This is a genomic window from Pseudomonas sp. GW821-FHT10C09 (genome assembly GCF_059415465.1).
In genome coordinates this window covers 39,421-64,842 of the sequence record NZ_JBWKNG010000019.1, presented here as the reverse complement: position 1 = coordinate 64,842, position 25,422 = coordinate 39,421, and the positions used below count along the sequence as shown (strand labels likewise).

Genomic DNA, 25,422 nt, shown 5'->3' with positions numbered 1-25,422 from the left:
ACCTATTGGCTGTGAGCCCGCACCGGGCTTTCGCTACCCAACCGATACTGATTATTGCCACTGCGCTTGGCCTCATACATCGCCAGGTCCGCAATATGAATCAGCCGGTCCATGCTCGGTGCGTGGTCGGGGTACACCGCGACACCGAGGCTGGTGCCGATGTGGCGCTGGTCGTTGCCGATGGTGATGGGCGGTGACAGTTCGACGAAGATTTTCTGGCAGATGCTGCGCGCTTCATCCTGCAGGCTGATGCCTTGGGGCAGTCCCTGGAGGATGACTACGAATTCGTCACCACCGATGCGGGCGACGGTGTCGGTTGAACGCAGGATTTTCTTCAGCCGTGTGGCGGTGGTGATCAGGACACGGTCGCCGGCCGCATGGCCGTAGTGATCGTTGATGGCCTTGAAACCGTTGAGGTCGACGAACACCAGCGCCACCCGTGTAGCGCCGATGCGCGCTTGTTCCAGCGCTTCGGACAACCGCTCTTCCAGCACCAGGCGATTGGGGAGGCCGGTCAACGGGTCGAAGTGAGCCAGGTGCTGGAGGTAACTGGCGGAGGCTTTTTCCTCAGTGATGTCGCGCACCACGCCCATCATCTTGATGGTGGCGTCGTGGTCGTTCTTGACCACGTTGCCGGTCTCTCGCAGCCAGTGAATGCTGCCGTCGGGCCAGACGACGCGGTATTCCTCGTCATGGTTTTCGCCGGTTTCCAGGCAGCGCAGTTCCCCGGCCCGTACGCTGGCTCGGTCTTCCGGGTGTACGCAGGCGCAAAACAGGGCGTAGGAGGGTGTCACTTCGCCGATCTTGAAGCCGAACATGCCGTAGATCGCATCCGACCAGTAGAGCTTGTCGGTGTCGACGTCCCAGTCCCACGTGCCGATGCGGGCGAAGTATTGGCTGCGTTTGAAACGTTCGATATCGCCGTCCTGGCGCACGGACGGGCCCTCGGACAGGCTGGCAATCAGCGCACGACATTCGACCAATTGCTGTTTCAGCGAGCGCACGCGATAGATCATCGCGATGAGCAGGGCAAGCATAACTGAGCCGATGGCTGCGCTGGTCCAGGCCAGATTCATTCAGGGATAGTCATTGAGTATTAAACCGAAGGAAACGTTGGTGCTTATGTTAGTTCACCGGACTGTTTGGTCGCAGTCGCTTTCTGCCTGACGAGCGCTAGACTTTCCGTGCACGCCATCTGCTTCGTGATCGTCCGTCTGGCAGGAGATCCTCAGCATGACTCAGGTCACCCCGTCTGGCCCGACGCCCCCACCACCTGCGCCGGAGAGCTCACAGTTGTCGGCGCACTTTGGTGGGCCGACGCTGCTGTTTGCGGCTTATCTGTTTTTCTATTCGTGGCTGCATTTGTTTTATTACTTCAAAACGTTCGGCATACCGCTGGTATCGCTGGATATCTCGCTGTATTTCTATTTGGCATTTGCCTGGACGGCTGTGAAACAGTTCGGGGGCTGGATCCCTCTCATTCTGGGCGGCGGTGCCATCCTCTATGTCGCGCTTAACGGAGGCTGGTCTTCGGACCACAAGCTGTTTGCGCACTTTCTGCACAAAGTGTTATTCGCGCTTTTTTTGGTCTTGGGTCTCTGGGGCACGTCCGTCCTGGCCGAGTACCTCGGTACGTTACAGGCCCAGCAAGTCCGCGACGGTGGTGTATTGCACCCGATTCGCCTGCACTTCGACGACAAACAGGCGAAAAACTTTCCGACTGAATTGTCGACGGCGACCGTCATCAAGGATGGTGGAATTAAAGAAGCCGTGCTGCTGATTGAAACGGACGAGACGTATTACGTGCTGGTTCAAAAGGTACTGATGAAAACCGATAAGCAGCCGCAACGTTACGACTCATTTGGCACGGTGTACCAAGTGCCGAAGAAACAGGTGATTTACGTTGAAATGGATGTGCCCAATATGCCGCGTGTGACCCGAACATTGTTTTTAGACGAGTTCCTATAGTCACCACGCGGGACTGGACTAATGGCAGGTGCGCTATGACCAGACTGACGATTGCCCTGACCCTCGCTCTGTTCGTGAGTGCGGCGCAGGGCGAACAGATATTGAAGATGCCCAACGGCGACCAGTACCTTGGCAACGAAACCGTGGACCACTCAGGCATTTTTGTTGATTGCGCAAACAAACCCCATAGTTCGGCGGACGGCAAGATCCAGCCGACGAGCCAACGGTGTAACAACAACGTCATCGTTGTCGGGGCGCCATCGTTGATTACTCGATCACCGCTAGAGGTGGTCAGCGTGGACCCTACGACTAAAAAAATCGAAGTGATGGAGGGCAATACAGTCCAAACCCTCGACTTGAAACAGTTCCCGGACCTGCATTGGTTTGATTTCACCAAAGGAGACCAGATCGGGATTGTGACCGACCAGAAAAACAGTACGGGCAAATGGATCCTTCCTGAGGCGATCTTCGGCAAGGACTTCGCGGTCGATGCGAAGCAGAAGGAAGACAAAAAAGTCGTGGAAATGTTGTCCCACCCCGATAAAGGCACCTGAATAGTTGCCATCAAGCTGATTTTCTGGGAAAACCACGCCCCTCGAATTCTGCAAACAGATAAACACCGTCATGAATAACGAACTGCAAATCATCGACCTCCAGCCAGGCGACGGCAAAGCCGCCGTCAAAGGCGCGCTGATCACCACCCAATACCGTGGCTGGCTGGAAGACGGCACCGAATTCGACTCTTCCTATAGCCGTGGCAAACCTTTTCAGTGCGTGATTGGCACTGGCCGGGTAATCAAAGGGTGGGATCAGGGCATCGTCGGCATGCAAGTCGGCGGCAAGCGCAAGCTGCTGGTGCCTGCGCATCTGGCGTATGGCGAACGTTCGATGGGCGCGATCACGCCGAATTCGAACCTGATCTTCGAGATTGAATTGCTGGAAGTACTGACGCGGGATGATTGACTGAAAACCTACCCCCGTAGCCCTATGAAAAGGTCCAACTCAGTCGGTAGCGGCTCATTGAGCGCTATTGCGATTTGTTGGACCTGCCCGGCCGTCAATAAACAGTCCCCGTCCTCGCTTTGATCAAGGTTTTCCCAGCCCAGTACACCCAGTATCACGGCTTCTGACTCGGGCGGAACGGTGAGTTCGTATTTTAGAAAGTCACCTGCCTGATCACCTTTTAAAAATCCGCTGATCCAAAAAAAATGAGCAGGGTGCCCATCGACCGACGTCAGGTTTTGAACCAAAGGTGTCTCTGCTATACGAGCCATTAGCGTTCTTCTCTCATCCTATAAAAGCGATGCGAACGCTATCTCAATGGGCGTTTGATAGATGTAGGAGAGTTCTGAATTTGCGGCTGTTATTTCAGAGGGCTCAATCCTGAAACGCCTCCCGATACGCATACAACCCCGGCGTACCCCCAGTCATCACAAACAACACATTGTCCCCGCGCTGGAAACGCCCGTCCCGGAGGTCGGCCACTAACCCGGCAAACGCCTTGCCGGAATACACCGGGTCAATCAGCAACCCTTCAGCCCGAGCCATTAAGCGCACCGCCTCCTGCATGGCCGGCGTCGGCAGGCCGTAACCGTTGCCCAACTGACTGCCGTCGATAGCGATCCCCGAAGGCTGAACAACCGCACTGCTGCCCAACAACGCCAGTACATCCTGAGTCAATTGCCGGGTTCGGGCCGCTGACGACTCTCTGTCAGACAACACCGAATACGACTTCACCAGTGAAGTCCCCCTATCCAGCAACTCAAACCCCGCCGCAAGCCCGGCGTGGGTGCCGGCGCTGCCGTTGGGCACCACGACCTGGTTGAAGGTGAGGCACAGTTCGCTTTCCTGTTGCGCGATCTCCGCCGCGCAACGCGCATAGCCAAGACTGCCCAGCGGTGTCGAGCCCCCCGTGGGAATTACCAGCACCTTGTGCCCTTCAAGCCGAAGGTGTTCGGCACGTTTCTCGGCTTCGGCCAGCGAATCGCTGCCGCCGGCCAGCACGCGAAGGGTTGCGCCGAACAACTGGTCGAGCAGGATGTTGCCGTTGAGTTCGTAGTCCACTTCCGTTTTGGGCACCGAACGGGTCAGGATCAATTCGCAGGCAATCCCGAGGCGGGCGCACACGGCAGCGGTCAGGCGCGCATGGTTGGATTGGAGGCCGCCGATGGTGATGATCGTATCGATCCCGGCTGCCAGCGCTGCGCCGAGATGAAATTCGAGTTTGCGCAGTTTGTTGCCACCGCCGCCGATCAGCATGTGATCATCGCGCTTGAGGAACAGGCCGATGCCTTGCGCTTTCAAACCCAGTTGCTGTTCGAGGCGTTCGGCGCGCTGGATCGGTGTCGGGCCTTGCAAAAGGTCGGCCCGGGCAAAAGAACTCAGTGACGTGTCCAGTAGGGTTTGCATCAATGACGCCTCGTTGTTCAGTGTTATTACCGTGACTCTAGGGAGAAAGCCCCGGCGGATAAACGCATCGCCGGTTATTACTCCTTTAACCTGATGTATTTAATGCAAGGCATGTTCATGAGCAAACTCAGGCAAATGGAAGTCTTCGTCGCGGTGGTCGAGGCGGGCAGCTTCGCCGATGCGGCCCATGCAGTCGGCATGTCGGCGGTGATGGTCGGGCGGCATATCCAGAGCCTGGAGAAAACCCTCAAGACCAAGCTGATACAGCGCACCACACGGCGGCAATCGATCACGACCGAGGGCCGATTGTTTTATGAAGAGGCCAAGCTGGCGCTGGAACAGGTGAAGTACGCGTTTAGTCGGGTCGAAGCATCGAACCCGGAGCCCAGTGGCCTGTTGCGAATTACCGCGCCGATGAGCCTGGGCGTGTCGTTGGTCGGCCCGTTGGTGGCGGAGTTCATGCAGCTTTATCCGCAGATTCAGGTTGAGCTGATCTTGAGCAATGAAGTGGTGGATCTGTACGAAACGTCGTTCGACCTGGCTTTCAGGATTTCCGAGCTGATTGGCGTCAATCTGCTGGCCAAGCCATTGCCGCCGTATCGCATGGTGATCTGTGCATCGCCCGCTTACCTGCAGAAATGGCAGGAGCCCACGTCCCCCGAAGACCTGCATCGGCATCGGATTCTCACGCACACCTCGTGGAATAACCGGTTTGCCTGGCCGCTGCGCAACGGCGCCAGCGAGGTGCCTTGGCCTGAAAGTGCGGTGTTGAAGAGCAATGCCCAAGTTGAAGGCGTTTGTGGATTTTGTGGTGGGGCGGTTGGTGATGTAGCGAATGTGAAGACGCTTTCGCGAGCAGGCTCGCTCCCACAGGGGATTTGTGAACAACGCAGATCCAATGTGGGAGCGAGCCTGCTCGCGATGAACGATAACTCGGTCTCAAGCCTGGTCACGAAACACCGGAATCCGCCCATTCAGTGAAGGCCGATATTCCCAGGTCAGCCGCTCCAGCGCAGACCGATGCACCAGAATCTCCCGCAACGTTGCACTGGCAATCCCCAACGCCAACACTTGCCCCGGACACTGATGCCGCCCCGCGCCGAAGGTAAAACTGCGGCGCTGCGGGCGATCCACCAAAAAAACATCAGGGCTGTCATTCAGCAGTGGATCACGATTGGCCGACGCCAACAGCAGCAAAATCACATCGCCCGACTGGACATTCACCCCCTCGATTTCACACGGTTCAGCCACAAACCGCCGAGTGTTCTGCACCGACGGATCAAAGCGCTGGGTTTCGGCAATCAAATCCTCCACCCGAGCCTCGTGCAGCAATGGATTTCTCATCACCGCCAGCAGTGCATTACCGATCAGTCCCGCAGTGGCCTCGAAAGTCTGGGAAAACAAGCCAATCAGATTGGCGGTGAGCGTTTCTTGGTCACCGCTGAAGCGCCCACGAATCCTGGCGAGCAGCGCGCTTTTGTTGTCCGGGTCATCCAGCAATTCAACGAAGTAACCCCGCAAATGTTCAGCCGCAGCCTCTGCAGCGTCGAGTTGCGCCTGGTTGCTCAGCGGCGACAGGCACGCCACGAACTCCGCCGTCAGCGCACTGATCGTCCGCCCCTGAGCCGGCGTGAACCCCAACAACGCTGCGACCACGCACACCGGCCCGCGAAACATGGCGTTGTACAAACCGTCGGCATCCGGCGTGATCAGCCGCGCAGCCACCAGTGCATTGACTTCATTCGCGTCAATCAGCCCCAGGCCCGGCTCAATCGCCGACCTCGGGCAACGCTGCCGTTCGCCTTCATTCATCCGCATCAACTGCCCGAACACCATGCCCGCCATGCCGCCGGCAATCGCCTTGGGCACCGGTTCCGCGGCCGGGCGAACATGGCAATCAGGATGGGCCAGCACGGCGGCGACCGCTCGGGCGCTGCTGGCCACCCACAGGTTCAGTCCCGCGTGAAAAATCAGTCCTCCTTCGGCACGCAGTTGCGCGTAATAGGGATAAGGGTCGACATGAGTCGCAGCGATGATCGGGTCCATGGGTCGCAGCCTTGTTCGGGGTGGGGAAAGTGTTGCTACTATCTCCAGTCCCAAAGACCCTTGATTCGTCCGGGAGCGAAATATGAACGCAGAACAACACGACATCGGCGTCTCTCAGGTCGCGGCCGCCATCGCGGAGCCGGCCCGGACGAAAATCCTCTGTTCGCTGATGGACGGCCACGCCCGTACCAGCACCGAGCTGGCAGCGATTGCCGAAGTCAGCGCCTCCACCGCCAGCGCACACCTGGCCAAACTCAAGGAACAGGCGCTGGTGCGGCTGCACGTGCAGGGCCGCCATCGTTATTACAGCCTGGCGGACAAGCGCGTGGCCCAGGCGCTGGAAGCGCTGATGGTGCTTGGCCAGAACAGCGCACCGGCGTACCACTCGCGCACGCCGGATCGCCTGCAATTCGCCCGCACCTGCTACGACCACATGGCCGGCACGCTGGCGGTGATACTGCATGACCGGATGCTGGAAAAAGGCTGGTTGCTGGAAACCGATGAGCAGGCATATCGGCTGAGCGACAGCGGCGAGGCGCTGTTTGAAGGGCTGGGTATCGAGGTCAAGGACCTGAGCACGCTGCGCCGCCGCTTCGCCTGCCCGTGTCTGGACTGGAGCATGCGTCGGCCACATCTGGGTGGTTCGCTGGGGGCGGCGTTGCTGCAATCTGTGATCAAGCGCAAATGGGTGACGCAGGATCTGGATAGCCGGGCGCTGACGTTGACGGCGGCGGGGCGCAAGGCGTTAGGCACGCAGTTCGATCTGGTGCTGCCGTCTTCAAGCGGTACCACACTGCCTATTGATAACAAACATCAGGATATTGCTGTTACTCATTGATTCATAATAATAACTGTCACAATTTCAAGACGAAAAAAAGCCCGGCTATCCAATCGATAACCGGGCTTTTTTGCTTAAGCTCAAGCGTACAGTAGCGTCAGATCAAACCTTGACGATCCAGCCCGCTGGCGCTTCGATGTCGCCCGTCTGTACACCGGTCAGCTCTTTGTAGAGCTTCTGGGTAACAGGGCCGACTTCGGTTTCGCTGTGGAATACGTGCAGGTGGTCGTTGTAGCTGATGCCACCGATCGGCGTGATCACGGCCGCGGTACCGCAAGCGCCGGCTTCCTTGAAGTCGGAGAGCTTGTCGATGAGCACGTCACCTTCGATCACTTCCATGCCCAGACGCGATTTGGCCAGCTCGATCAGCGACAGGCGGGTGATGCCTGGCAGGACCGACGGCGAGTTCGGGGTGACGAACTTGTTGTCGTGGGTGATCCCGAAGAAGTTGGCCGAGCCGACTTCTTCGATCTTGGTGTGGGTCATCGGGTCCAGGTAGATGCAGTCGGCGTAGTGTGCCTTCTTGGCCTGGGAACCTGGCATCAGGCTGGCGGCGTAGTTGCCACCGACCTTGGCCGCGCCGGTGCCTTGTGGGGCTGCACGGTCGAAGCTGGAGATCAGGAAGTTGTGCGGGGTCAGGCCGCCCTTGAAGTAGGCGCCGACCGGGATGCAGAAGATCGAGAAGATGAACTCGGGGGCGGTACGCACGCCGATGTTGTCACCCACGCCGATCACGAACGGACGCAGGTACAGCGCGCCGCCGGTGCCGTAAGGCGGGATGAAACGCTCGTTGGCGCGGACCACTGCTTTACAGGCTTCGATGAACTGCTCGGTTTCCACGAACGGCATCAGCAGGCGTGCACAGCTGCGCTGCATGCGCAGGGCGTTCTGGTCCGGGCGGAACAGGTTGATCGAGCCGTCCTTGCAACGATAGGCCTTCATGCCTTCGAAGCATTGCTGGCCATAGTGAAGGGCGGTGGAGCCTTCGCTGATGTGCAGCACGTTGTCTTCGGTCAGGGTGCCTTTGTCCCACTCGCCATTGCGCCAGTACGACAAGAAACGCTTGTCTGTCTTGATGTAGTCAAAACCCAGCTTGTCCCAATTGATGCTTTCGTTACCCATGACACCCTCTATCACTGAACAACCGCCGAAACGGTTCAAGGCTTCTGACGTTTTTTGGATGGGGACAACAATACTTCATTCCGGACCCATTTCGCAGCCCGGACTATCGGATGACTGACAGATAAATTGTGTTGTCCTTGAGATTCGCGAGCAGGCTCGCTCCCACAGGGTTATGTGAACGCCACAAATCCAGTGTGGGAGCGAGCCTGCTCGCGAAGAGGCAATCACTGCCGCCATCAAATGCGCTAGTTACAGGTGCAGAGCGTGACCGAGAGCACGCAACGCCGCTTCCTGCACAGCCTCGCCCAGCGTTGGATGCGCATGGATGGTGCCGCCGATGTCTTCCAGCCGCGCGCCCATTTCCAGGCTTTGCGCGAACGCCGTGGACAGTTCGGACACCCCGACACCCACCGCTTGCCAGCCGACAATCACATGATTGTCCCGACGAGCGACCACCCGTACGAAGCCGCTTTTCGATTCCAGCGTCATCGCCCGGCCATTGGCCGCGAACGGGAAGCTTGAAACGATGCAGTCCAGGCCGGCGGCCTTGGCTTCGTCCGGGGTCTGGCCGACCACCACCAGTTCCGGGTCGGTAAAGCACACGGCGGCGATGGCGGTAGGGTTGAACTCGCGGGTTTTACCGCTGATCAGTTCGGCCACCATCTCGCCCTGAGCCATGGCCCGGTGCGCGAGCATCGGTTCACCGCTCAAGTCGCCGATGGCGTACACATTGCGCATGCTGGTCTGGCAGCGATTATCAATCTTGATCGCCGAGCCATTCATGGCCAGGTTCAGCGCTTCGAGGTTCCAGCCCTGAGTGTTCGGTTTGCGGCCGACGGCTACCAATACCTGATCAGTTTCCAGGTTCAGGGTGTCGCCATCCGGAGCCAATACTTGCAGGGAGTTACTCGAAGAATCAAAGCCTTGGACGCTATACTTCAAGTAAAGCTTCACGCCAAGTTTTTTCAGTTCGTCGTGGACCGGCTGGGTCAGCTCGGCGTCGTACGCCGGCAGGATGCGTTCCTGTGCCTCGACCACGCTGACGTCGGCGCCGAGCTTGCGATAGGCAATCCCCAGTTCCAGACCAATGTAACCGCCACCGACCACCGTCAGCCGCTTCGGCACGGAGGTCGGCGCCAAGGCTTCGGTGGAGGAGATGATCGGGCCGCCAATCGGCAGCATCGGCAGGTTCACGCTTTTCGATCCGGTCGCCAGCACCAGGTGCTCGCACTGAATGCGTGTGTCGCCGACGTCGACGGTTTTGCCGTCGACGATCTTGGCCCAGCCTTGAATGACCTGAACCTTGTTCTTCTTCAGCAATGCCGCGACGCCGGTGGTCAGGCGATCAACGATACCGTCTTTCCACTCGACGCTTTTGCTGATGTCGAGGGTGGGCGCCGAAACGCTGATGCCCAAGGCCGAATGCTGGCTGTGGTGTTGCGTTTGATGAAACTGCTCGGCGACGTGAATCAGCGCTTTCGACGGAATACAGCCGATGTTCAGGCAAGTGCCACCGAGGGATTCGCCTTCCACCAGAATGGTCGAGATGCCCAGCTGGCCGGCACGGATTGCCGTGACATAACCGCCAGGGCCGCCGCCGATGATCAATAGTGTGGTGTTCAAAGTTTGCATGCTGCTCTCCAACAAAAAATCAGTCCACAAACAGGGTGGCGGGTTGTTCGAGCAGGCCACGAACGGCCTGAATGAATTGCGCCGCGTCCATGCCATCGACCACGCGGTGATCGAAGGAGCTGGAGAGGTTCATCATCTTGCGAATCACGATCTGGCCTTTGACCACCATCGGGCGTTCGACGATTTTGTTGACGCCGACGACGGCCACTTCCGGCAGGTTCAGCACCGGGGTGCTGACGATGCCGCCCAACGCACCGAGGCTGGTCAGGGTGATGCTCGAACCGGACAACTCATCGCGGGCTGCCTTGCCATTGCGTGCAGCCGTGGCCAAACGGGAGATTTCGCTGGCGTTGTCCCACAGGCTGCGGGCTTCGGCGTGACGCACCACCGGCACCATCAAGCCGATGTCGGCCTGGGTGGCGATGCCCACATGCACCGCGCCGAGGCGGGTGATGACCTGGGCTTCGTCGTCGTAACGGGCGTTGATCTGCGGGAAGTCACGCAGGGCAACGACCAGGGCACGGACCAGGAACGGCAGCAAGGTCAGCTTGCCACGGGTGGCACCGTGTTTTTCGTTCAGGTGCGCGCGCAATTCTTCGACGGCGGTGACGTCGATTTCTTCGACGTAACTGAAGTGTGCAGCACGCTGGGTGGCGTCCTGCATGCGCTGGGCGATCTTGCGGCGCATGCCGATGACCGGGATTTGTTCTTCGTCGTTACGCTGGGCGTAAGCGGAGGACACGGTCGATGCATTCGACTGACCTTGCGCCAGGTAGGCGTCGAGGTCTTCGTGCAGCACGCGACCGGCAGGGCCGCTGCCACGCACCAGACGCAATTGAATGCCGAGGTCCAGCGCGTGTTTGCGCACGGCCGGGGAGGCCAGCGGACGGTCGTCGGCCTCGCGGGCTACCATCGGGCCTTGGCAAACGGCAGCTCGCGGCGCGGCAGTAGCAGCGACCGGTTTGCTTTCCACTACGGCTTCTACTTTAGGTGCTGCAACCGGCGCTTCTTTGACTGGAGCAGGCTGCGCCGACTCTTTAACGTTGCCCGCGCCTTCCACTTCGATGCTGATCAGGATGCTGCCCACCGCCATGACTTCGCCCGGCACACCGCCCAGCGAAATCACCTTGCCGTGGACCGGCGAAGGGATGTCGACCATCGCCTTGTCGGTCATCACATCGGCCAGCACCTGATCTTCGACGACCAGGTCGCCGACCTTGACGTGCCATACCGACAATTCAACTTCTGCAATGCCTTCACCAATGTCCGGCATTTTAATAACGTGCGTGCCCATTCAGACCTCCATAACCCGATGCAAAGCCGCGCCCACTCGGGACGGACCAGGGAAATACGCCCACTCTTGTGCGTGCGGGTAGGGAGTGTCCCAACCGGTGACGCGTTCGATAGGCGCTTCCAGGTAGTGGAAGCAGTGCTCTTGGACCAGGGCGACCAGTTCGGCACCGAAGCCACACGTGCGGGTCGCTTCGTGAACGATCACGCAACGGCCGGTTTTCTTCACCGACTTGACGATGGTCTCCAGGTCCAGCGGCCACAGGCTGCGCAGGTCGATGACTTCAGCGTCGATACCGGTTTCTTCAGCAGCGACTTGCGACACGTAAACCGTGGTGCCGTAAGTCAGGATGGTCACGTCCTTGCCAGGACGGGCGATGGCGGCGACGTCCAGCGGCACGGTGTAGTAACCGTCCGGCACCTGGGCGGCCGGGTGTTTTGACCACGGGGTTACCGGGCGGTCGTGGTGACCGTCGAACGGGCCGTTGTACAGGCGTTTTGGCTCGAGGAAGATCACCGGGTCATCGTTTTCGATGGAGGCAATCAGCAAGCCTTTGGCGTCGTAAGGGTTGGACGGCATGACCGTGCGCAGACCGCAGACCTGAGTGAACATCGCCTCGATGCTCTGGCTGTGGGTCTGGCCGCCGTAGATGCCGCCGCCGCAAGGCATGCGCAGGGTCATCGGGGCGGTGAACTCGCCGGCCGAGCGATAACGCAGGCGGGCGGCTTCGGAAATGATTTGGTCCGACGCCGGATACACGTAGTCGGCGAACTGGATCTCGGCGACCGGGCGCAGACCGTAGGCGCCCATGCCCACGGCGGCACCGACGATACCGCTTTCGGAGATCGGTGCGTCGAACACGCGGGAGGTGCCGTACTTGGCCTGCAGGCCTTCGGTGCAACGGAACACGCCGCCGAAGTAGCCCACGTCCTGGCCGAACACCACGACGTTGTCGTCACGCTCAAGCATCACATCCATGGCCGAGCGCAGGGCCTGGATCATGGTCATGGTGGTCGTGGTCATGGCGGTTTCCAGCTCGATATTATTGTTGTGGTCGTTCATGTCAGATCCCCAACTCTTGACGCTGGCGCTTCAAGTGCTCCGGCATCTCTTTGTAGACGTCTTCGAACATGGTCGCGGCGCTTGGAATCTGGCCGCCGGCGAGGGTGCCGTACTGTTCGGCTTCTTTCTGCGCGGCGATGACTTCGGCTTCGAGCTCGGCGCTGACGGCGGTGTGTTCCTCTTCGGACCAGTGACCGATCTTGATCAGGTGCTGCTTGAGGCGCGCAATCGGGTCGCCCAACGGGAAGTAGCTCCAGTCGTCGGCAGGACGGTACTTGGACGGATCGTCGGAGGTGGAGTGTGGACCGGCACGGTAAGTGACCCACTCGATCATGGTCGGGCCGAGGTTGCGGCGCGCACGTTCGGCGGCCCAGGCAGAGGCGGCGTAGACTGCGACGAAATCGTTGCCATCAACCCGCAGGGAGGCAATGCCGCAGCCGACGCCACGACCGGCAAACGTGGTGGCTTCACCACCGGCAATGGCCTGGAAGGTGGAGATCGCCCATTGGTTGTTGACCACGTTGAGGATCACCGGTGCACGGTAGACGTGGGCGAAGGTGAGGGCGGTGTGGAAGTCGGATTCAGCGGTGGCGCCGTCGCCGATCCAGGCCGAAGCGATTTTGGTGTCGCCCTTGATCGCCGAGGCCATGCCCCAGCCTACTGCCTGGACGAACTGGGTCGCGAGGTTGCCGGAAATGGTGAAGAAACCGGCGTCCTTGACCGAATACATGATTGGCAACTGACGACCCTTGAGCGGATCGCGCTCGTTGGACAACAGTTGGCAGATCAGACCCACCAGCGGCACGTCGCGGGCCATCAGGATGCTTTGCTGGCGGTAAGTCGGGAAACACATGTCGTCGATGTTCAAGGCCAGGGCCTGACCCGTGCCAATGGCTTCTTCGCCGAGGCTCTGCATGTAGAACGACATTTTTTTCTGACGCTGGGCGACCACCATGCGGTTGTCGTAGATCCGCGTCTTGAGCATGGCGCGCATGCCTTTACGCAGGATCTCGACCGGTACGCCTTCAGCCCACGGACCGAGGGCATTGCCCTGGTCGTCGAGCACGCGAATCAGGCCCTTGGCCAGGTCGGCGGTGTCGGCCGGTTCAACATCGATTGGGGGTTTGCGCACCGTGCCGGCGTCGGTCAGACGCAGGTAGGAGAAGTCGGTTTTGCAGCCAGGACGGCCCGAAGGTTCGGGAACGTGCAGGTGCAGCGGTTCGTACGCTTGGTTCATGGCTTCTACGCTCGATCTTGTGAATTTCTTGTAGTGAGCTGACCGTCATTCTTCTGTGGAAGAAATCTTGTCCTACAACAATCATAGGCCCGGCGAAGAAGAATATTTATCTCTGTTTCGTTGCGCTGGCGATCATTTGAGGATAAAAAATCTGCATAAACACAAAAAACAGGTGGTTTTGTCTCATGCGCAAACTGGACCGTACCGATATCGGCATTTTGAACAGCCTTCAGGAGAACGCGCGCATCACCAACGCCGACCTCGCACGCTCGGTCAACCTGTCGCCGACGCCGTGCTTCAACCGGGTCAAGGCGATGGAAGAATTGGGCCTGATTCGCGAGCAAGTGACGCTGCTGGATGCCGACCTGCTGGGGCTGCACGTGAACGTGTTCATTCATGTGAGCCTGGAGAAACAGGTGGAAGAGGCGTTGCAGCATTTCGAGGAAGCGATCTCGGATCGCCCGGAAGTGATGGAGTGCTATTTGATGGCCGGCGACCCGGATTACTTGATTCGGGTATTGGTGCCGACCATTCAGTCGCTGGAGCGCTTCATGATGGACTTCCTCACCAAAGTCCCCGGCGTGGCGAACATCCGCTCGAGCTTCGCCCTCAAGCAGGTGCGCTACAAAACCGCACTGCCGTTGCCGGCCAATGGCTTGACCCTCTCGAGCTAACCGAAACCCCTGTGGGAGCGTTTACAGTTTGTTGATAGGGATTTTCAGGTAGGTCACGCCGTTACTCTCGGCGGGTGGCAAATTCCCGGCCCGTACATTCACCTGAATCGCCGGCAGTAACAGGTTTGGCATGCCCAACCCGGCATCGCGTCGGGTGCGCATGTGGACAAACGCGGCCTCATCGATGCCGTCATGCACGTGAATGTTGCTTTTGCGTTGTTCGCCGACGGTAGACATGCACTGGGATTCCCGGCCTTCGGGCGGGTAATCGTGGCAGACGTACAAACTCACACTGGCCGGGAACGCCAGCAGTGTGCGAATCGAGGCAAACAGCTGATTGGCGTTGCCGCCCGGAAAATCGCAACGCGCGGTACCCACATCGGGCATGAACAGCGTGTCGCCCACCAGGATCTGCTCACCGTCAATCAGGTAGGCCATGTCCGCCGGCGTGTGGCCAGGCACATGCAGGGCGGTGGCCTTGAGATTGCCGATCATGAACGACTCGTCCGGCGCGAACAGATGATCGAACTGCGAACCGTCAACGCGAAATTCCGGCTCAAGGTTGAACAGGCCTTTGAACACTCCCTGAACCTTGCTGATCGACTGCCCGATCGCGATCTTGCCACCCAGCTCGCGGCGCAGATAAGGCGCGGCAGACAAGTGATCGGCATGGGCATGGGTTTCCAGCAGCCATTGCACCTGCAACTGATGTTCGCGAACAAAGGTGATGATTTTGTCGGGCTGAACGGTGCATGTTCTGCCGGCCGCAGGATCGTAGTCCAGCACCGGGTCGACGATGGCGCATTGGCCGCCATCGGCTTCGTAGATCACGTAGCTGTAGGTCGACGAGGCAGGGTCGAGGAAAGCTTCAATCAAGGCAGGCATGGTGAATATTTCTATCTGAACAAGCACTGAGGGTAGATTCATTCTCCCTGCATTGGCCAGCACCGCATCAATTCATTTGATGAAAAAATCTGCGCGGGCTCTATCCTGTCAAACATCGATACCGGGCGTTCCCGGCCTTTTTTGTGCAGATCACGAGTGCTTTATGTTGCTGGCGAGTTTTTTTGGGGTGGTCATGGGCCTGGTCCTCGGTTTGACCGGGGCGGGTGGCGGGATTCTTGCGGTACCGGCCCTGGTACTGGGGCTGGGTTTGACCATGACCCAGGCAGCGCCCGTCGCCTTGTTTGCGGTCGGGAGTGCGGCGGCGGTCGGGGCGATTGACGGCTTGCGCCATGGCTTGGTGCGGTATCGAGCGGCGATGCTGATCGCGCTGCTTGGCGCGGTGTTTTCCCCGGTGGGCATTTACTTTGCCCATCAGTTGCCGGAAAAAATCCTGATGATTCTGTTCAGCCTGCTGATGGTCATGGTCGCCTGGCGGATGCTGCGCCGTGAGCGTAAGGACGAGGGGCCAAGCGATCACGGCCACGCCAACTGGGGGCAAAAAAACTGCATGCTCGATCAGCAGACCGGGCGCTTTTCCTGGACCGCCAAATGCACCGCGACGCTGGCGGCACTCGGCGCGGTGACGGGGGTGGTGTCCGGGCTTCTGGGCGTGGGGGGTGGTTTTCTGATTGTCCCGGCGTTCAAGCAACTGACTGACGTGCAGATGCGCGGGATCATTGCCACCTCCTTGATGGTGATCAGCCTGATTTCCGCGATCGGGGTGGTCGGCGCGTTTCACGCCGGTGTGCGCATCGACAGCCTCGGCGCGAGTTTCATCGTCGCCAGCATTGTCGGCATGGTCATCGGCCGCAAGTTGTGCGCCCATGTGCCGGCGCGAGCGTTGCAAATCGGCTTCGCCAGCGTCTGCATTGTGATCGCCGCTTTCATGCTGTTCAGGGCCGGCGTCTAGGCAACAACGATGCTTGTGACCCCCAGTCGGGTCCACAGGTGTACACCTCAAGTTCCGGGCCTTGCCGACGACCGGTCTTACACCGTTGTTGTCGTGGTTGCCCGGCCACGCCAAAGCACTTGAATATCGCGCCCAAGGCAGCGTATGGCGCCGCCGGTCACCTTTCGATAATCGCTCCCGACATCTCGTCCCCTGTCGCGGAGCGCACCATGCACAACAATAAGAACGTCAAATACCGCTTGCTACCTGCCTTCGTAGCCAGTCTGTCCTCTCTTGGCCTGAGCTCGATCGCCGAGGCCGAGATCATGCTCTATGACAAAGACCAGACCACGTTTTCCACCGACGGCTACATCAACGCCTTTTACGTGAACAGCAATGTCGACCGTGCCGGTGATCAGTACGACCGCCGGCAGGCGCGGGTGAAAATGGGGTTTCTGCCCAACTACCTGGGCTTCAACATGGGCAAGCAGATTGATGACCTCAAACTCGGCGCCCGGGCCTCGTTCTGGGTGACCATCAACGACAGTCAAACCAACGGCACCGACACCGCCATTGATGTGCGGCAGTTCTACGGCACCGTGGCGAACCCGGAATGGGGCGAGGTGCTGATCGGCAAAGACTTCGGCCTGTTCGCCCGCTCCAATATCCTGCTCGATGAAATGCTCGCCGGTTACGGCCAGGTCAGCGACACCCTGGGGTTGGTCGATGGCGGTGGCGTTTCATTCGGCAACATCGGCACCGGCTATCCGTATCCATTCCCGACCTCGCAGATTACCTACCGCACACCGATCATTGAAGGTTTGCGCGTCGCGGTCGGGATCATGGACCCGGTGGACACCAACGACAGCAGTCCGACGGGCAAGGCCTATCAGGAAAACCCGCGCACCGAGAGCGAGATCACTTATCAGTTTGACGTCGCCGGGGCGAAGATCTACAGCTGGGTCAACGGCAGCTACCAGACCTCTGACAATACCGATTCCACGGTCAATACCGTGACGTCCAAAGGCGTCGGCTATGGTGTGCAGGCGAAAATGGGCGGGTTGTCACTCACCGGTTCCGGGTTTCAGGCCAAGGGCATCAATCCGTTTTTCACCAATAACGCCGGCGAGCCGACCTTGCGCAACGTCGACAGTGACGGCTACCTGATGCAAGGCTCCTACAAACTGGGCAAGAACCGTCTGGCCTTGTCCTATGGCAAGACCAACGACGATGGCAATGGGGTGGTCGGCAGTGGCGCAGACTACGAAACGCGGGGTATTGCGCTGTTCCACGACGTGAACGACAACCTCAAGCTCGTGGCCGAATACAACCAGTTCCAAATCGACGGTCACGACACCAGCGCCCAGAACGAAGACACCGACACCTTTGCGGTGGGCGCCGTGTTGACCTGGTAACCCTCGGTGGCGGCCCTGACTGTGCGCATCGCAGCCAGGGCCGCCACCGCTCTCATCCCATCGAAGCGTCTGACTGCTACCCAAGTAGCATTCGTTGCCCGCCAGGGGTTTCGTAAACTCCCTGCTCAACCATACGCACCTGCGGGAGGCGACGATGCAGCAGGTCCAGGGTGAAGGTGTCGTCAGCGCAATGTCCCAGGCCACCGATGCCCGGCAAGTGGCGCAGGAACTGGCGCGTCAATTGCTGCATCCGCATCTGGGCTTCGTGCTGTTTTTCTGTTCCGCGGAGTATGACTTGCAAGCACTGGGTCAAGCCTTGCAAGACAGTTTCGGGGGGATTCGCCTGGTGGGTTGCACCAGCGCCGGGGAAATCACCCCGTTGGGCTATGGACGCAATTGCGTGACGGCAGTGGGGTTCGATCACCGGCACTTTTCCATTGCGCTCGAGTTGATCGACGAGATGGAGCGCTTCAGCCTGATCGATGCGCAGCAGATGGTCGAGCGCCTGGTCAGCGGTTGTCGCAGTAACACCCTGGCACCGATCAAGGGCAACAGCTTTGCCCTGACCCTGCTCGATGGTTTGTCCAGCCGTGAAGAAATGGTCCTCGCGGCCTTGAGTGCGGCATTGGGCGACATTCCGCATTTCGGCGGTTCCGCTGGCGACGACAATTACCTGACCCATACCCACGTCTACTTCGACGGCGAGTTCCACAGTGGCGCGGCGGTCGTCGTGCTGGTCAACACCTGGCTGGATTTCGAAGTGTTCACCACCCACCACATGCTGCCCCGGGCCGAGAAACTGGTGGTCACCGGGGCCGACAGCGCCTCGCGCCGTGTCTATGAACTCAATGCGGAACCCGCCGCCGCCGAGTACGCGCGGCTCATCGGCGTGCCCGTGAACGAACTGGATCACCGGATTTTCGCCGCGCACCCGTTGGCCGTGAGGATCAACGAACAGTATTACGTGCGCGCCATCCAGCAGGTGCACGCGGACTTGAGCCTGAGTTTTTACTGCGCCGTGGAGAACGGCATCGTGCTCACCGCCATGACCCCGGGGCCCATGCTGCCGAACCTGAAAAGCCTGTTCGACGGATTGGAGGAACGCTTGGGTGAGCTGTTGCTGACCATCGGTTGCGACTGTTTTCTCAGGCGTCTGGAGCTGGAAGTCGACGGCAGTCTCGATGAGATCGGGACGTTTTTGCGCGAGCAACGGGTGATGGGTTTCAACACCTACGGAGAACAGTTCAATGGCATGCACATCAACCAGACCTTCACCGGCGTTGCCATTGCCCGCGGCCGTGCCCCAGGACATCGCTGAGCTGCAGGCCGAACTGGCCAGCCTGCGCCACGACAACCATAAACTGCAGCGCATCAACGCGGCGCTGATCGAGCGCATCGAGTCGGGCATCACCCGGGGCAATGACCCGTACGCGGCGTTCCAGCATTCGGTGGTGCTGGCCGAGCAGGTCCGTGAGCGCACCGATGCCTTGAACCAGGCCATGGCTGAACTCAAGGCCGGCAACCATTTGCTCAGCGAGGCCCGCCTGCGCGCCGAGACCGCGCATCGACACCTGATCGATGCCATCGAGAGCATTTCCGATGCCTTCGTATTGTTCGACGCCGAGCAGCGAATCGTGTTGTTCAACAGTCGCTTCAAGGCGTTCTGGCGCAATAGCCGGGTGCGGATCAACGCGGGCATGCGCCTGACCGAGGTCAAGCGCCTGATGATGAGCAATGGGCTTTTCACCGAAGAACCGCGCGGGCATGCCGACGAGAGTCTGCTGTATCGCTTGCAGAACGGGCGTTGGCTGCAAGTCAGCGAGCGGCCGACCCAGGAAGGTGGGCGAGTCATCCTGTTCACCGACATTACCGAGGTCAAACTCAGTGAAACCGTTCGCCGCGAACAAGCCGTGGCGCAGAAGTCGCATTTGTTACAGCGGGCGGTCGATAACCTGTCCCAGGGTGTGGCCATGGTCAACGCCGAGGGCATTCTGGAGTTGTGGAACCGGCGTTTCCTCGAATTGAGCGGGTTGGCGCCAGTGGCGGCCCACCGACCGTTTGCTGAAGTGATGGTGGACAGCGAATTGAACCTGCTGACCCCGGCCAGTCACGATGGCAATGGACGGCCAGTACAGGAATGCGAGCAACGCCTCTATGACGGACGAGTCCTGGAAATCCGCACGCACCCGTTGCCGACCGGCGGTTTCGTCAACACCTTCACTGACATCACCGAACGCTATCAGCACGCCCAGGCGCTGAGTGAAAGCGAGCGCTGGATTCGCCTGATCACCGACCATGTACCGGCGTTGATCGCCTACCTCAATGCCGATCTGGTGTACGAGTTCACCAACAAGGTCTATGAGGAATGGTATTGCTGGCCCCGAGGCGTGATGCTCGGCCAAAGCCTGCGCGAAGTGCACAGCGAACAGCATTACCAGCGTCTGGAGTCTTACGTGGCGAGAGCGCTGGCCGGCGAAAGCGTTACGTTCGAGTTCGCCGAGACCAACGTCAATAATCAGGAACGCTACATGCTGCGCTCCTACGTGCCTAATCGCCTGGCCACCGGGGAAGTGGTGGGGATTTTCGTGTTGATCCGCGACATCACCGAGCGTCGCCGCACGGCCGAGGCGCTGCATCAGGCGTATCAGAATCTTGAGCTGCGGGTGCGTGAACGCACGGCGGAGTTGACCACCCTCAATGATCAGTTGTTGCGTGAAATCGAAGAGCGCCGCGAGGTCGAGTCACGTTTGCGCGAGGCCAAGCTCGAAGCCGAGCACGCCAATCTGTCAAAGACCAAATTTCTGGCGGCCGTCAGCCACGATTTGCTGCAACCGCTAAACGCCGCCCGCTTGTTTACCAGCGCGTTGCTGGAGCGACGCGAACCCATCTGCAACGAGATTCTGGTGCGTAATGTCAGTAATTCCCTGGAAGATGTGGAGAACCTGCTGGGCACGCTGGTGGACATTTCCAAGCTCGATGCCGGGGTCATCAAAGCCGATGTTGCGCCGTTCGCCCTGAGCGAGCTGCTGGAAAACCTCGCGGCTGAATACACTCAGGTGGCACGCAGCGAGGGCCTTGAGCTGCATTTCATTGCCTGTTCGGCGCTGGTGCGCAGTGACATCCAGTTGCTGGCACGCATTCTGCGCAATCTGCTGAGCAATGCGATTCGCTACACCTACAGTGGCCGGGTGGTGCTCGGGTGCCGGCGCTTGCATCAGCGGTTGTTGATCCAGGTCTGGGACACCGGCATGGGCATCGCCGACAATCGCCTGGAGGAGATTTTCCAGGAGTTCAAACGCGGTGACGTACAGCGTCCGGATCAGGATCGCGGCCTGGGGTTGGGTCTGGCCATTGTCGAGAAAATCGCCGGCATCCTCGGGCATCGGATTCATGTGCGCTCATGGCCAGGCAGGGGCTCGATGTTTTCGGTGGAAGTGCCGTTGAGCGCAACCGCGCCCAAGCCATTGCCGGCCTTGCAAATGAGCGAACCGATGCTTGAACGCCTGCGCGGGGCGAGAGTGTGGGTGCTGGACAATGACGCCACCATTTGCGCCGGCATGCGCACCTTGCTCGAAGGCTGGGGCTGTCGGGTGGTGACGGCACTGTCGGAAGAGGATCTGGCGCGAAAAGTGGACAACTACCACGCGGGGGTTGACCTGTTGATCGCCGATTACCATCTGGACAACGATCAGAACGGCGTGGACGCCGTGGCCCGGATCAATGCCTGTCGTACGTCACCGATCCCGGCCATGATGATCACCGCCAACTACAGCAACGAACTCAAACAGCAGATCCGCGAACTGGGCCACACCCTGATGCATAAACCGGTGCGGCCGATGAAGCTGAAGACGGCGATGAGTCATTTGCTCGCACGACCTTGATTCCACGGGCGCTTGTTCCGGCCTCTTCGCGAGCAGGCTCGCTCCCACATTAAACAGATCAAATGTGGGAGCGAGCCTGCTCGCGAATGGGGCGACGCGGTCTAGCTGACTCAACGCCGCATGTAAGACCCGAAATCAATATCCCCGGCACTCAAGATCGCCTGCACCCGGTTGTGCACGTTGAGTTTGCGCAGGATCGCCGAGACGTGGGCCTTGACGGTGGTCTCGGCGATTTCCAGGGTGTACGCGATCTGTTTGTTCGACTCGCCCTTGGTCATGCGTTCAAGCACCTGCAATTGCTTGCGGGTCAGGGCCTGGAGCAATTCAGGGGGGAAGCTCGGCGTGTCGTTCATCCGGCGGGGGGTATTGGTTCGGGTGGTGCGGATGATGTCCGGGGGCAAATACACGTTGCCATTGAGTATTTGCTGGATGGCCTCGGTCATTTGCGTGCGCGGGGACGACTTGGTAATGAAACCCACCGCGCCGTAGGTAATGGCTTGCAGGACGATCTGTTTGTCCTGCTCGGCCGAGACGATCACCACCGGAATGGTCGGGGCTTCATTGCGCAGGTTGATCAAGCCATTGAGCCCATGCATGCCAGGCATGTTCAGGTCGAGCAGGATCAGGTCCAGGTCGTCGTGTTCCTGGGTCAGGGCCAGGGCACTGTCGAGGTCGGCGGTTTCCATGACTTCGGAGTCCGGGAAACCGTCGCTGATGACGTTATGAATCGCTTCGCGAAACAGCGGGTGATCGTCGGCAATCAGAATTTTGTACATAGCCTTTCACCTCATTATTTTGATTAGGGTGTGGCAACAACACGCCAGCGTAAAGATCAGGGGAAAGGCTCGGGCCGGGCCGGTGTCACGGCAAGCCCGGCCGCTTGCCAGGCATCGAGACCGTCGCGATACCAATACAGTGTCTTATAGCCCATGGCGGACGCTCGTTTGACGGCGTTCCAGCTCAGCCAGCAGTCGGCGCGGCAATAGAAGACCAGCGGTCGTGCCGAGTCTCCGGCGGTCAATGCCTTGAGGTTACGCGCAAAATAGCCTTGCCAGTCGGGTGTCAGGTCACCGTCGCCGGTATTGGCCAGCCAGTGGCTGCCGGGCAGGTTTTCATGGGGCTGGTCTTCAATGAATTGGCCTTGCAGCCATTGGCGGCGGTAGACATCGATCACCACCGGTGGCGGCGTTTGACTGAGCAGTGTTTGCAAGGCCGGGGTGTCAACGATGGTCGCGCCTTGCAGGCTGTCCGGCGTCGGGCTGCGGTACAGGTTGATGCGATAGCCGTCGGCGGAAAACAGCGGTGATTCGGCGTGCGCAGTACTCAGCAACAGACAGAGCGGCAGCGCAGCGAGAGAAGGGCGCAACAGACAACGTCGGGCACGCGGCATGGGTTCGATCCTTATAGTTATGGACCTATTACATGCCAGGCGGGGCGCTTTGGGAATGCGACGATAGACAGGGAAACCAGTACTAAAGTAGTAATTATTGATGGAGAACCTTTGCGGGGTCAGGTGGATTTGCGCAAGGCTGCATGTTGAGGGTTGAAGGTAAGCACGGCGAGTAGCGCGAACACCACGGTCAACCCTGCACACACCGCCAGCGCCAGCGGATTGAAACGTTCATAAAGGGCGAACCGCACCAACTCCACTGCATGGGTGAACGGGTTCACCGCGCACAGCCAGTACAACCACTCGCTAGCCTCACGCATTTTCCACAGCGGATACAGCGCCGAGGACAGGAAAAACAACGGAAAGATCACGAAATTCATGACCCCGGCAAAGTTCTCCAGCTGCCGAATGGCGTTCGACAGCAGCAGGCCCAGCGCGCTGAGCATCAACGCCACCAGCAGTAACGCCGGCAGCGCGATCAATAACCCCATGGCCGGTGGTTGCACGCCATAGAGCCAGGCGATCGCCAAAAAGGCATACACCTGCAACAGGGAAATCAGCGACGTGGCCAGCAGCTTGCTGCACAGCAGAAAGGTCCGGGGCAGTGGGCTGGTCAGCAGCACGCGCATGCTGCCCATCTCGCGGTCATAGACCATCGACAGTGAGCCTTGCATGCCATTGAACAGCAGGATCATGCAGGCAAGGCCCGGGATGATGTAGACCTCGTAAGGAATGTAGGTGTCGTAGGGTTCGATAATGGCGATCCCCAAGGCTGCCCGGAAACCGGCCGCGAACACCAGCAGCCATAACAGCGGCCGCACCAGGGCACTGAGAAACCGCGTGCGCTGCAACACAAAGCGCAGCCATTCGCGCAGCACGATGCCGCTGAAGCAATGCCAGTACGCATTCATCGCGCCGCTCCTGAAGTGGTCAGGTGAGTGAAGGCCGAACCCAGGTCGCCGCCATGTTCCAGGCTCAGTGCATCGGCCTGTCCGCTGGCCACCAGCCGACCTTGATGGAGGATCAGCAAATCGTCGCTGGACTGCACTTCGTCGAGCAAGTGCGTGGTCCAGAGCACGCTGATGGCGTGTTCACTGCACAAGGTGCGCAGGTGTTGATTGAGCGCCAGGCGACTGGCGGGATCGAGGCCGACACTGGCTTCGTCAAGCAGCAGCAGGCGCGGCTCATGCAGCAGGGCCCGGGCGATTTCCACCCGGCGACGGTGGCCGCCATTGAGTTCGCGCACCCGTTCGCGGCGGCGTTCGGTCAGGGCTTGACGGGCCAGCTCGGCGTCAACCCGGACACCGCTCTGACGCCGGGACAGACCATGCAGCGCGGCGTGATACCGCAGGTTCTGCTCGACGCTGAGGTCCAGGTCCAGGGTGCTTTGCTGGAACACGACGCCCAACTGCTTGAGCGCCGGGCGGGGCGCATCGCGCAATGAACAGCCGCCGACCCGGATGTCGCCGTGCTGAAGATCATAAAGCCGGGTCAACAGGGCGATCAGGGTCGATTTGCCGGCGCCGTTGGGCCCCAGCAACGCGGCGAAACGCCCCGGGGCCAGATCGAAGTTCACGTGGCGCAAGGCTTCCCGAGCCCCATAGGCAAAACTCAGTTCGCTGACTTCCAGAGCGTTCATGGCGTCACCACCACGCCCCAAGGGTAGCGGCCGACTTTCACCGATTTGCTCACCTTCAGGCTGTCGACATCAATCACCGACACGTCACCGCTGACGCCGTTGGTGGCGAGCAGTTGCTTTTGATCGGGCGTGAACGCCAGCTGCCAGACCCGTCGTCCGACCAGCAAATAGTCGAGAATCTCGAACGTCCTGGCATCGATCACCGCCACATGATTGGCCGGGCCCAGTGCGACGAAAGCGTACTTGCCGTCAGCGCTGAGCTTGATGCCCACAGGCTGGACTTTATCCGGGTGTACGCCTTTGATCTGGAAGTTCAGGGTCTTGAGGATCTTGCGGCTGGCGACGTCGAGAATCGTCACCGTGCCGCCGATTTCCGCTGACGCCCAGAGCTGTGAACCGTCCTGATTGAACTCGACAAAGCGTGGCCGCTGGTCCACCAGCGTGCTGTCGGCCAGGGTCTGGGTGCTGGTGTCGATCCAGTGCAGCATGTTGGTAGTTTCGCTGGTGTTCACGGCCCACTTGCCATCGGGACTGACGGCCATTCCTTCGGGTTCGACGCCGACGTTGATCTGGCTGAGCACTTTGGAGGTTTCGGTGTCGATCACCGTGACCAGCGCATCGTCTTCGTTGGAGACGTACAGCCAACGGTTGTTGGGGTGCAGGGCGAATTGCTCGGGGTCTTTGCCCGAGGGCAGTTCCTTGATGATCTTGCGCGTGGCCACGTCCATCACCTGGACCCGGTCGGAATCGCTGGCGCAGATGTACAGCAACTTGTTGTCATGGGACAGCAACAGGCCGCGCGGGCGCTGGCCGACGGGCAGGGTGTCGGTGACTTGCAGGGTCTGCATGTCGATCAGGCTCAGGCTGTTGTCCTTTTCGTTGGACACCCACGCGGTGCTGGCGGCGGCATGCCCGGCGGCGAATAGAAGGGCCCAGGAAAGCAGGGAGCGGCAGAGCAGGGTGCGACGCATGGCGGATTCCTTT

Annotated in this window: 25 protein-coding genes; 10 read left to right on the top strand and 15 right to left on the bottom strand. The window is 59.7% G+C overall.

Annotated features, from left to right (window positions below):
* Positions 1-2: 2 nt before the first annotated feature.
* Positions 3-1,076 (bottom strand): diguanylate cyclase domain-containing protein, encoded by a 1,074-nt coding sequence (locus AC07N8_RS20295; RefSeq protein ID WP_493145765.1) that lies wholly within the window; start codon positions 1,074-1,076, stop codon positions 3-5.
* Positions 1,077-1,233: 157 nt separating this feature from the next.
* On the opposite strand from AC07N8_RS20295, the gene AC07N8_RS20290 reads away from it, so the two are divergent.
* The 3 genes from AC07N8_RS20290 to AC07N8_RS20280 all read left to right on the top strand — a co-directional run bounded on the left by AC07N8_RS20290 (position 1,234) and on the right by AC07N8_RS20280 (position 2,931).
* Positions 1,234-1,968 carry a hypothetical protein gene (locus tag AC07N8_RS20290; protein ID WP_493145766.1) on the top strand — a complete coding sequence of 245 codons (735 nt, stop codon included), beginning with the start codon at positions 1,234-1,236 and terminating at the stop codon, positions 1,966-1,968.
* Between the two features lie 35 nt (positions 1,969-2,003).
* Complete coding sequence (locus AC07N8_RS20285; RefSeq protein WP_483839644.1) at positions 2,004-2,522, top strand: hypothetical protein; 519 nt, start codon at positions 2,004-2,006, stop codon at positions 2,520-2,522.
* A 70-nt stretch (positions 2,523-2,592) separates the two neighbouring features.
* Positions 2,593-2,931, top strand: a complete 339-nt coding sequence (locus tag AC07N8_RS20280; protein ID WP_483839643.1) for an FKBP-type peptidyl-prolyl cis-trans isomerase — start codon at positions 2,593-2,595, stop codon at positions 2,929-2,931.
* An 8-nt stretch (positions 2,932-2,939) separates the two neighbouring features.
* Here the strand turns inward: AC07N8_RS20280 and AC07N8_RS20275 are convergent, their stop codons facing one another.
* Positions 2,940-3,242: a pyocin S6 family toxin immunity protein gene (locus AC07N8_RS20275; protein ID WP_483839642.1), complete on the bottom strand. Its 303-nt coding sequence runs from the start codon at positions 3,240-3,242 to the stop codon at positions 2,940-2,942.
* A gap of 103 nt (positions 3,243-3,345) precedes the next feature.
* On the bottom strand, positions 3,346-4,377 hold the full coding sequence (locus AC07N8_RS20270) for a D-cysteine desulfhydrase family protein (protein ID WP_493145767.1): 1,032 nt from the start codon (positions 4,375-4,377) through the stop codon (positions 3,346-3,348).
* 117 nt (positions 4,378-4,494) lie between these two features.
* On the opposite strand from AC07N8_RS20270, the gene AC07N8_RS20265 reads away from it, so the two are divergent.
* Complete coding sequence (locus AC07N8_RS20265; RefSeq protein WP_493145768.1) at positions 4,495-5,358, top strand: LysR family transcriptional regulator; 864 nt, start codon at positions 4,495-4,497, stop codon at positions 5,356-5,358.
* On the opposite strand, the gene AC07N8_RS20260 is transcribed toward AC07N8_RS20265, so the two are convergent.
* Entirely contained in the window at positions 5,317-6,423 is a 1,107-nt protein-coding gene (locus AC07N8_RS20260) for a cytochrome P450 (RefSeq protein WP_493145769.1), read from the bottom strand. The genes AC07N8_RS20265 and AC07N8_RS20260 overlap by 42 nt on opposite strands.
* 82 nt (positions 6,424-6,505) lie before the next feature.
* Between AC07N8_RS20260 and AC07N8_RS20255 the strand changes: the two genes are divergently transcribed.
* The gene (locus AC07N8_RS20255; protein WP_493145770.1) at positions 6,506-7,261 is read left to right on the top strand and encodes an ArsR/SmtB family transcription factor; all 756 of its coding nucleotides are present in this window, start codon (positions 6,506-6,508) and stop codon (positions 7,259-7,261) included.
* A gap of 102 nt (positions 7,262-7,363) precedes the next feature.
* Here AC07N8_RS20255 and AC07N8_RS20250 read toward each other — a convergent pair whose 3' ends face one another.
* The 5 genes from AC07N8_RS20250 to AC07N8_RS20230 form a co-directional block, all read right to left on the bottom strand.
* Entirely contained in the window at positions 7,364-8,383 is a 1,020-nt protein-coding gene (locus tag AC07N8_RS20250; protein WP_493145771.1) for a branched-chain amino acid aminotransferase, read from the bottom strand.
* Positions 8,384-8,632: 249 nt separating this feature from the next.
* Positions 8,633-10,015: a dihydrolipoyl dehydrogenase gene (lpdA, locus tag AC07N8_RS20245; RefSeq protein ID WP_493145772.1), complete on the bottom strand. Its 1,383-nt coding sequence runs from the start codon at positions 10,013-10,015 to the stop codon at positions 8,633-8,635.
* 19 nt (positions 10,016-10,034) lie between these two features.
* Positions 10,035-11,309: a dihydrolipoamide acetyltransferase family protein gene (locus AC07N8_RS20240; protein ID WP_493145773.1), complete on the bottom strand. Its 1,275-nt coding sequence runs from the start codon at positions 11,307-11,309 to the stop codon at positions 10,035-10,037.
* Entirely contained in the window at positions 11,310-12,368 is a 1,059-nt protein-coding gene (locus tag AC07N8_RS20235; protein ID WP_123435708.1) for an alpha-ketoacid dehydrogenase subunit beta, read from the bottom strand.
* A gap of 1 nt (position 12,369) precedes the next feature.
* Positions 12,370-13,605, bottom strand: coding sequence for a 3-methyl-2-oxobutanoate dehydrogenase (2-methylpropanoyl-transferring) subunit alpha (locus AC07N8_RS20230; RefSeq protein WP_483839634.1), 1,236 nt, complete (start codon positions 13,603-13,605; stop codon positions 12,370-12,372).
* Positions 13,606-13,790: 185 nt separating this feature from the next.
* Between AC07N8_RS20230 and bkdR the strand changes: the two genes are divergently transcribed.
* Positions 13,791-14,279, top strand: coding sequence for a Bkd operon transcriptional regulator BkdR (gene bkdR, locus AC07N8_RS20225; protein ID WP_027923281.1), 489 nt, complete (start codon positions 13,791-13,793; stop codon positions 14,277-14,279).
* Between the two features lie 21 nt (positions 14,280-14,300).
* On the opposite strand, the gene AC07N8_RS20220 is transcribed toward bkdR, so the two are convergent.
* Positions 14,301-15,164: an MBL fold metallo-hydrolase gene (locus AC07N8_RS20220; protein WP_493145774.1), complete on the bottom strand. Its 864-nt coding sequence runs from the start codon at positions 15,162-15,164 to the stop codon at positions 14,301-14,303.
* Positions 15,165-15,327: 163 nt separating this feature from the next.
* Between AC07N8_RS20220 and AC07N8_RS20215 the strand changes: the two genes are divergently transcribed.
* The 4 genes from AC07N8_RS20215 (at position 15,328) to nahK (ending at position 21,409) form a co-directional block, all read left to right on the top strand.
* Complete coding sequence (locus tag AC07N8_RS20215) at positions 15,328-16,134, top strand: sulfite exporter TauE/SafE family protein (protein WP_483839632.1); 807 nt, start codon at positions 15,328-15,330, stop codon at positions 16,132-16,134.
* Between the two features lie 209 nt (positions 16,135-16,343).
* Positions 16,344-17,528 (top strand): porin, encoded by a 1,185-nt coding sequence (locus tag AC07N8_RS20210; protein ID WP_483839631.1) that lies wholly within the window; start codon positions 16,344-16,346, stop codon positions 17,526-17,528.
* Between the two features lie 154 nt (positions 17,529-17,682).
* Positions 17,683-18,846: a nitric oxide-sensing protein NosP gene (gene nosP / locus AC07N8_RS20205; RefSeq protein ID WP_123435704.1), complete on the top strand. Its 1,164-nt coding sequence runs from the start codon at positions 17,683-17,685 to the stop codon at positions 18,844-18,846.
* Complete coding sequence (gene nahK, locus AC07N8_RS20200) at positions 18,776-21,409, top strand: hybrid sensor histidine kinase/response regulator NahK/ErcS' (protein ID WP_493145775.1); 2,634 nt, start codon at positions 18,776-18,778, stop codon at positions 21,407-21,409. Before nosP ends, nahK begins: the two co-directional genes overlap by 71 nt.
* A gap of 110 nt (positions 21,410-21,519) precedes the next feature.
* Here nahK and AC07N8_RS20195 read toward each other — a convergent pair whose 3' ends face one another.
* From AC07N8_RS20195 to AC07N8_RS20175, 5 genes are all read right to left on the bottom strand, one after another.
* Positions 21,520-22,185 (bottom strand): response regulator, encoded by a 666-nt coding sequence (locus tag AC07N8_RS20195; protein ID WP_483839628.1) that lies wholly within the window; start codon positions 22,183-22,185, stop codon positions 21,520-21,522.
* A 56-nt stretch (positions 22,186-22,241) separates the two neighbouring features.
* Positions 22,242-22,799, bottom strand: a complete 558-nt coding sequence (locus AC07N8_RS20190) for a PQQ-dependent catabolism-associated CXXCW motif protein (RefSeq protein ID WP_493145776.1) — start codon at positions 22,797-22,799, stop codon at positions 22,242-22,244.
* 119 nt (positions 22,800-22,918) lie between these two features.
* Positions 22,919-23,710: an ABC transporter permease gene (locus AC07N8_RS20185; RefSeq protein WP_493145777.1), complete on the bottom strand. Its 792-nt coding sequence runs from the start codon at positions 23,708-23,710 to the stop codon at positions 22,919-22,921.
* A complete protein-coding gene (locus AC07N8_RS20180) occupies positions 23,707-24,438 on the bottom strand; it encodes an ATP-binding cassette domain-containing protein (protein WP_493145778.1) in 732 nt (243 codons plus the stop codon). Before AC07N8_RS20180 ends, AC07N8_RS20185 begins: the two co-directional genes overlap by 4 nt.
* A complete protein-coding gene (locus AC07N8_RS20175) occupies positions 24,435-25,409 on the bottom strand; it encodes a YVTN family beta-propeller repeat protein (protein WP_483839624.1) in 975 nt (324 codons plus the stop codon). Before AC07N8_RS20175 ends, AC07N8_RS20180 begins: the two co-directional genes overlap by 4 nt.
* Positions 25,410-25,422: the final 13 nt, after the last annotated feature.

Bases quoted from the DNA above. Each gene is read 5' to 3' on its own strand.
- AC07N8_RS20285 (WP_483839644.1), top strand. From the start codon at position 2,004: ATGACCAGACTGACGATTGCCCTGACCCTCGCTCTGTTCGTGAGTGCG.
- AC07N8_RS20240 (WP_493145773.1), bottom strand. From the start codon at position 11,309: ATGGGCACGCACGTTATTAAAATGCCGGACATTGGTGAAGGCATTGCA.
- AC07N8_RS20210 (WP_483839631.1), top strand. From the start codon at position 16,344: ATGCACAACAATAAGAACGTCAAATACCGCTTGCTACCTGCCTTCGTA.
- AC07N8_RS20290 (WP_493145766.1), top strand. From the start codon at position 1,234: ATGACTCAGGTCACCCCGTCTGGCCCGACGCCCCCACCACCTGCGCCG.
- AC07N8_RS20295 (WP_493145765.1), bottom strand. From the start codon at position 1,076: ATGAATCTGGCCTGGACCAGCGCAGCCATCGGCTCAGTTATGCTTGCC.
- AC07N8_RS20230 (WP_483839634.1), bottom strand. From the start codon at position 13,605: ATGAACCAAGCGTACGAACCGCTGCACCTGCACGTTCCCGAACCTTCG.
- nosP (WP_123435704.1), top strand. From the start codon at position 17,683: ATGCAGCAGGTCCAGGGTGAAGGTGTCGTCAGCGCAATGTCCCAGGCC.
- AC07N8_RS20265 (WP_493145768.1), top strand. From the start codon at position 4,495: ATGAGCAAACTCAGGCAAATGGAAGTCTTCGTCGCGGTGGTCGAGGCG.
- AC07N8_RS20270 (WP_493145767.1), bottom strand. From the start codon at position 4,377: ATGCAAACCCTACTGGACACGTCACTGAGTTCTTTTGCCCGGGCCGAC.
- AC07N8_RS20215 (WP_483839632.1), top strand. From the start codon at position 15,328: ATGTTGCTGGCGAGTTTTTTTGGGGTGGTCATGGGCCTGGTCCTCGGT.
- AC07N8_RS20255 (WP_493145770.1), top strand. From the start codon at position 6,506: ATGAACGCAGAACAACACGACATCGGCGTCTCTCAGGTCGCGGCCGCC.
- bkdR (WP_027923281.1), top strand. From the start codon at position 13,791: ATGCGCAAACTGGACCGTACCGATATCGGCATTTTGAACAGCCTTCAG.
- AC07N8_RS20190 (WP_493145776.1), bottom strand. From the start codon at position 22,799: ATGCCGCGTGCCCGACGTTGTCTGTTGCGCCCTTCTCTCGCTGCGCTG.
- AC07N8_RS20260 (WP_493145769.1), bottom strand. From the start codon at position 6,423: ATGGACCCGATCATCGCTGCGACTCATGTCGACCCTTATCCCTATTAC.
- nahK (WP_493145775.1), top strand. From the start codon at position 18,776: ATGGCATGCACATCAACCAGACCTTCACCGGCGTTGCCATTGCCCGCG.
- AC07N8_RS20175 (WP_483839624.1), bottom strand. From the start codon at position 25,409: ATGCGTCGCACCCTGCTCTGCCGCTCCCTGCTTTCCTGGGCCCTTCTA.
- AC07N8_RS20195 (WP_483839628.1), bottom strand. From the start codon at position 22,185: ATGTACAAAATTCTGATTGCCGACGATCACCCGCTGTTTCGCGAAGCG.
- AC07N8_RS20180 (WP_493145778.1), bottom strand. From the start codon at position 24,438: ATGAACGCTCTGGAAGTCAGCGAACTGAGTTTTGCCTATGGGGCTCGG.
- AC07N8_RS20235 (WP_123435708.1), bottom strand. From the start codon at position 12,368: ATGAACGACCACAACAATAATATCGAGCTGGAAACCGCCATGACCACG.
- AC07N8_RS20275 (WP_483839642.1), bottom strand. From the start codon at position 3,242: ATGGCTCGTATAGCAGAGACACCTTTGGTTCAAAACCTGACGTCGGTC.
- AC07N8_RS20220 (WP_493145774.1), bottom strand. From the start codon at position 15,164: ATGCCTGCCTTGATTGAAGCTTTCCTCGACCCTGCCTCGTCGACCTAC.
- AC07N8_RS20250 (WP_493145771.1), bottom strand. From the start codon at position 8,383: ATGGGTAACGAAAGCATCAATTGGGACAAGCTGGGTTTTGACTACATC.
- AC07N8_RS20280 (WP_483839643.1), top strand. From the start codon at position 2,593: ATGAATAACGAACTGCAAATCATCGACCTCCAGCCAGGCGACGGCAAA.
- lpdA (WP_493145772.1), bottom strand. From the start codon at position 10,015: ATGCAAACTTTGAACACCACACTATTGATCATCGGCGGCGGCCCTGGC.
- AC07N8_RS20185 (WP_493145777.1), bottom strand. From the start codon at position 23,710: ATGAATGCGTACTGGCATTGCTTCAGCGGCATCGTGCTGCGCGAATGG.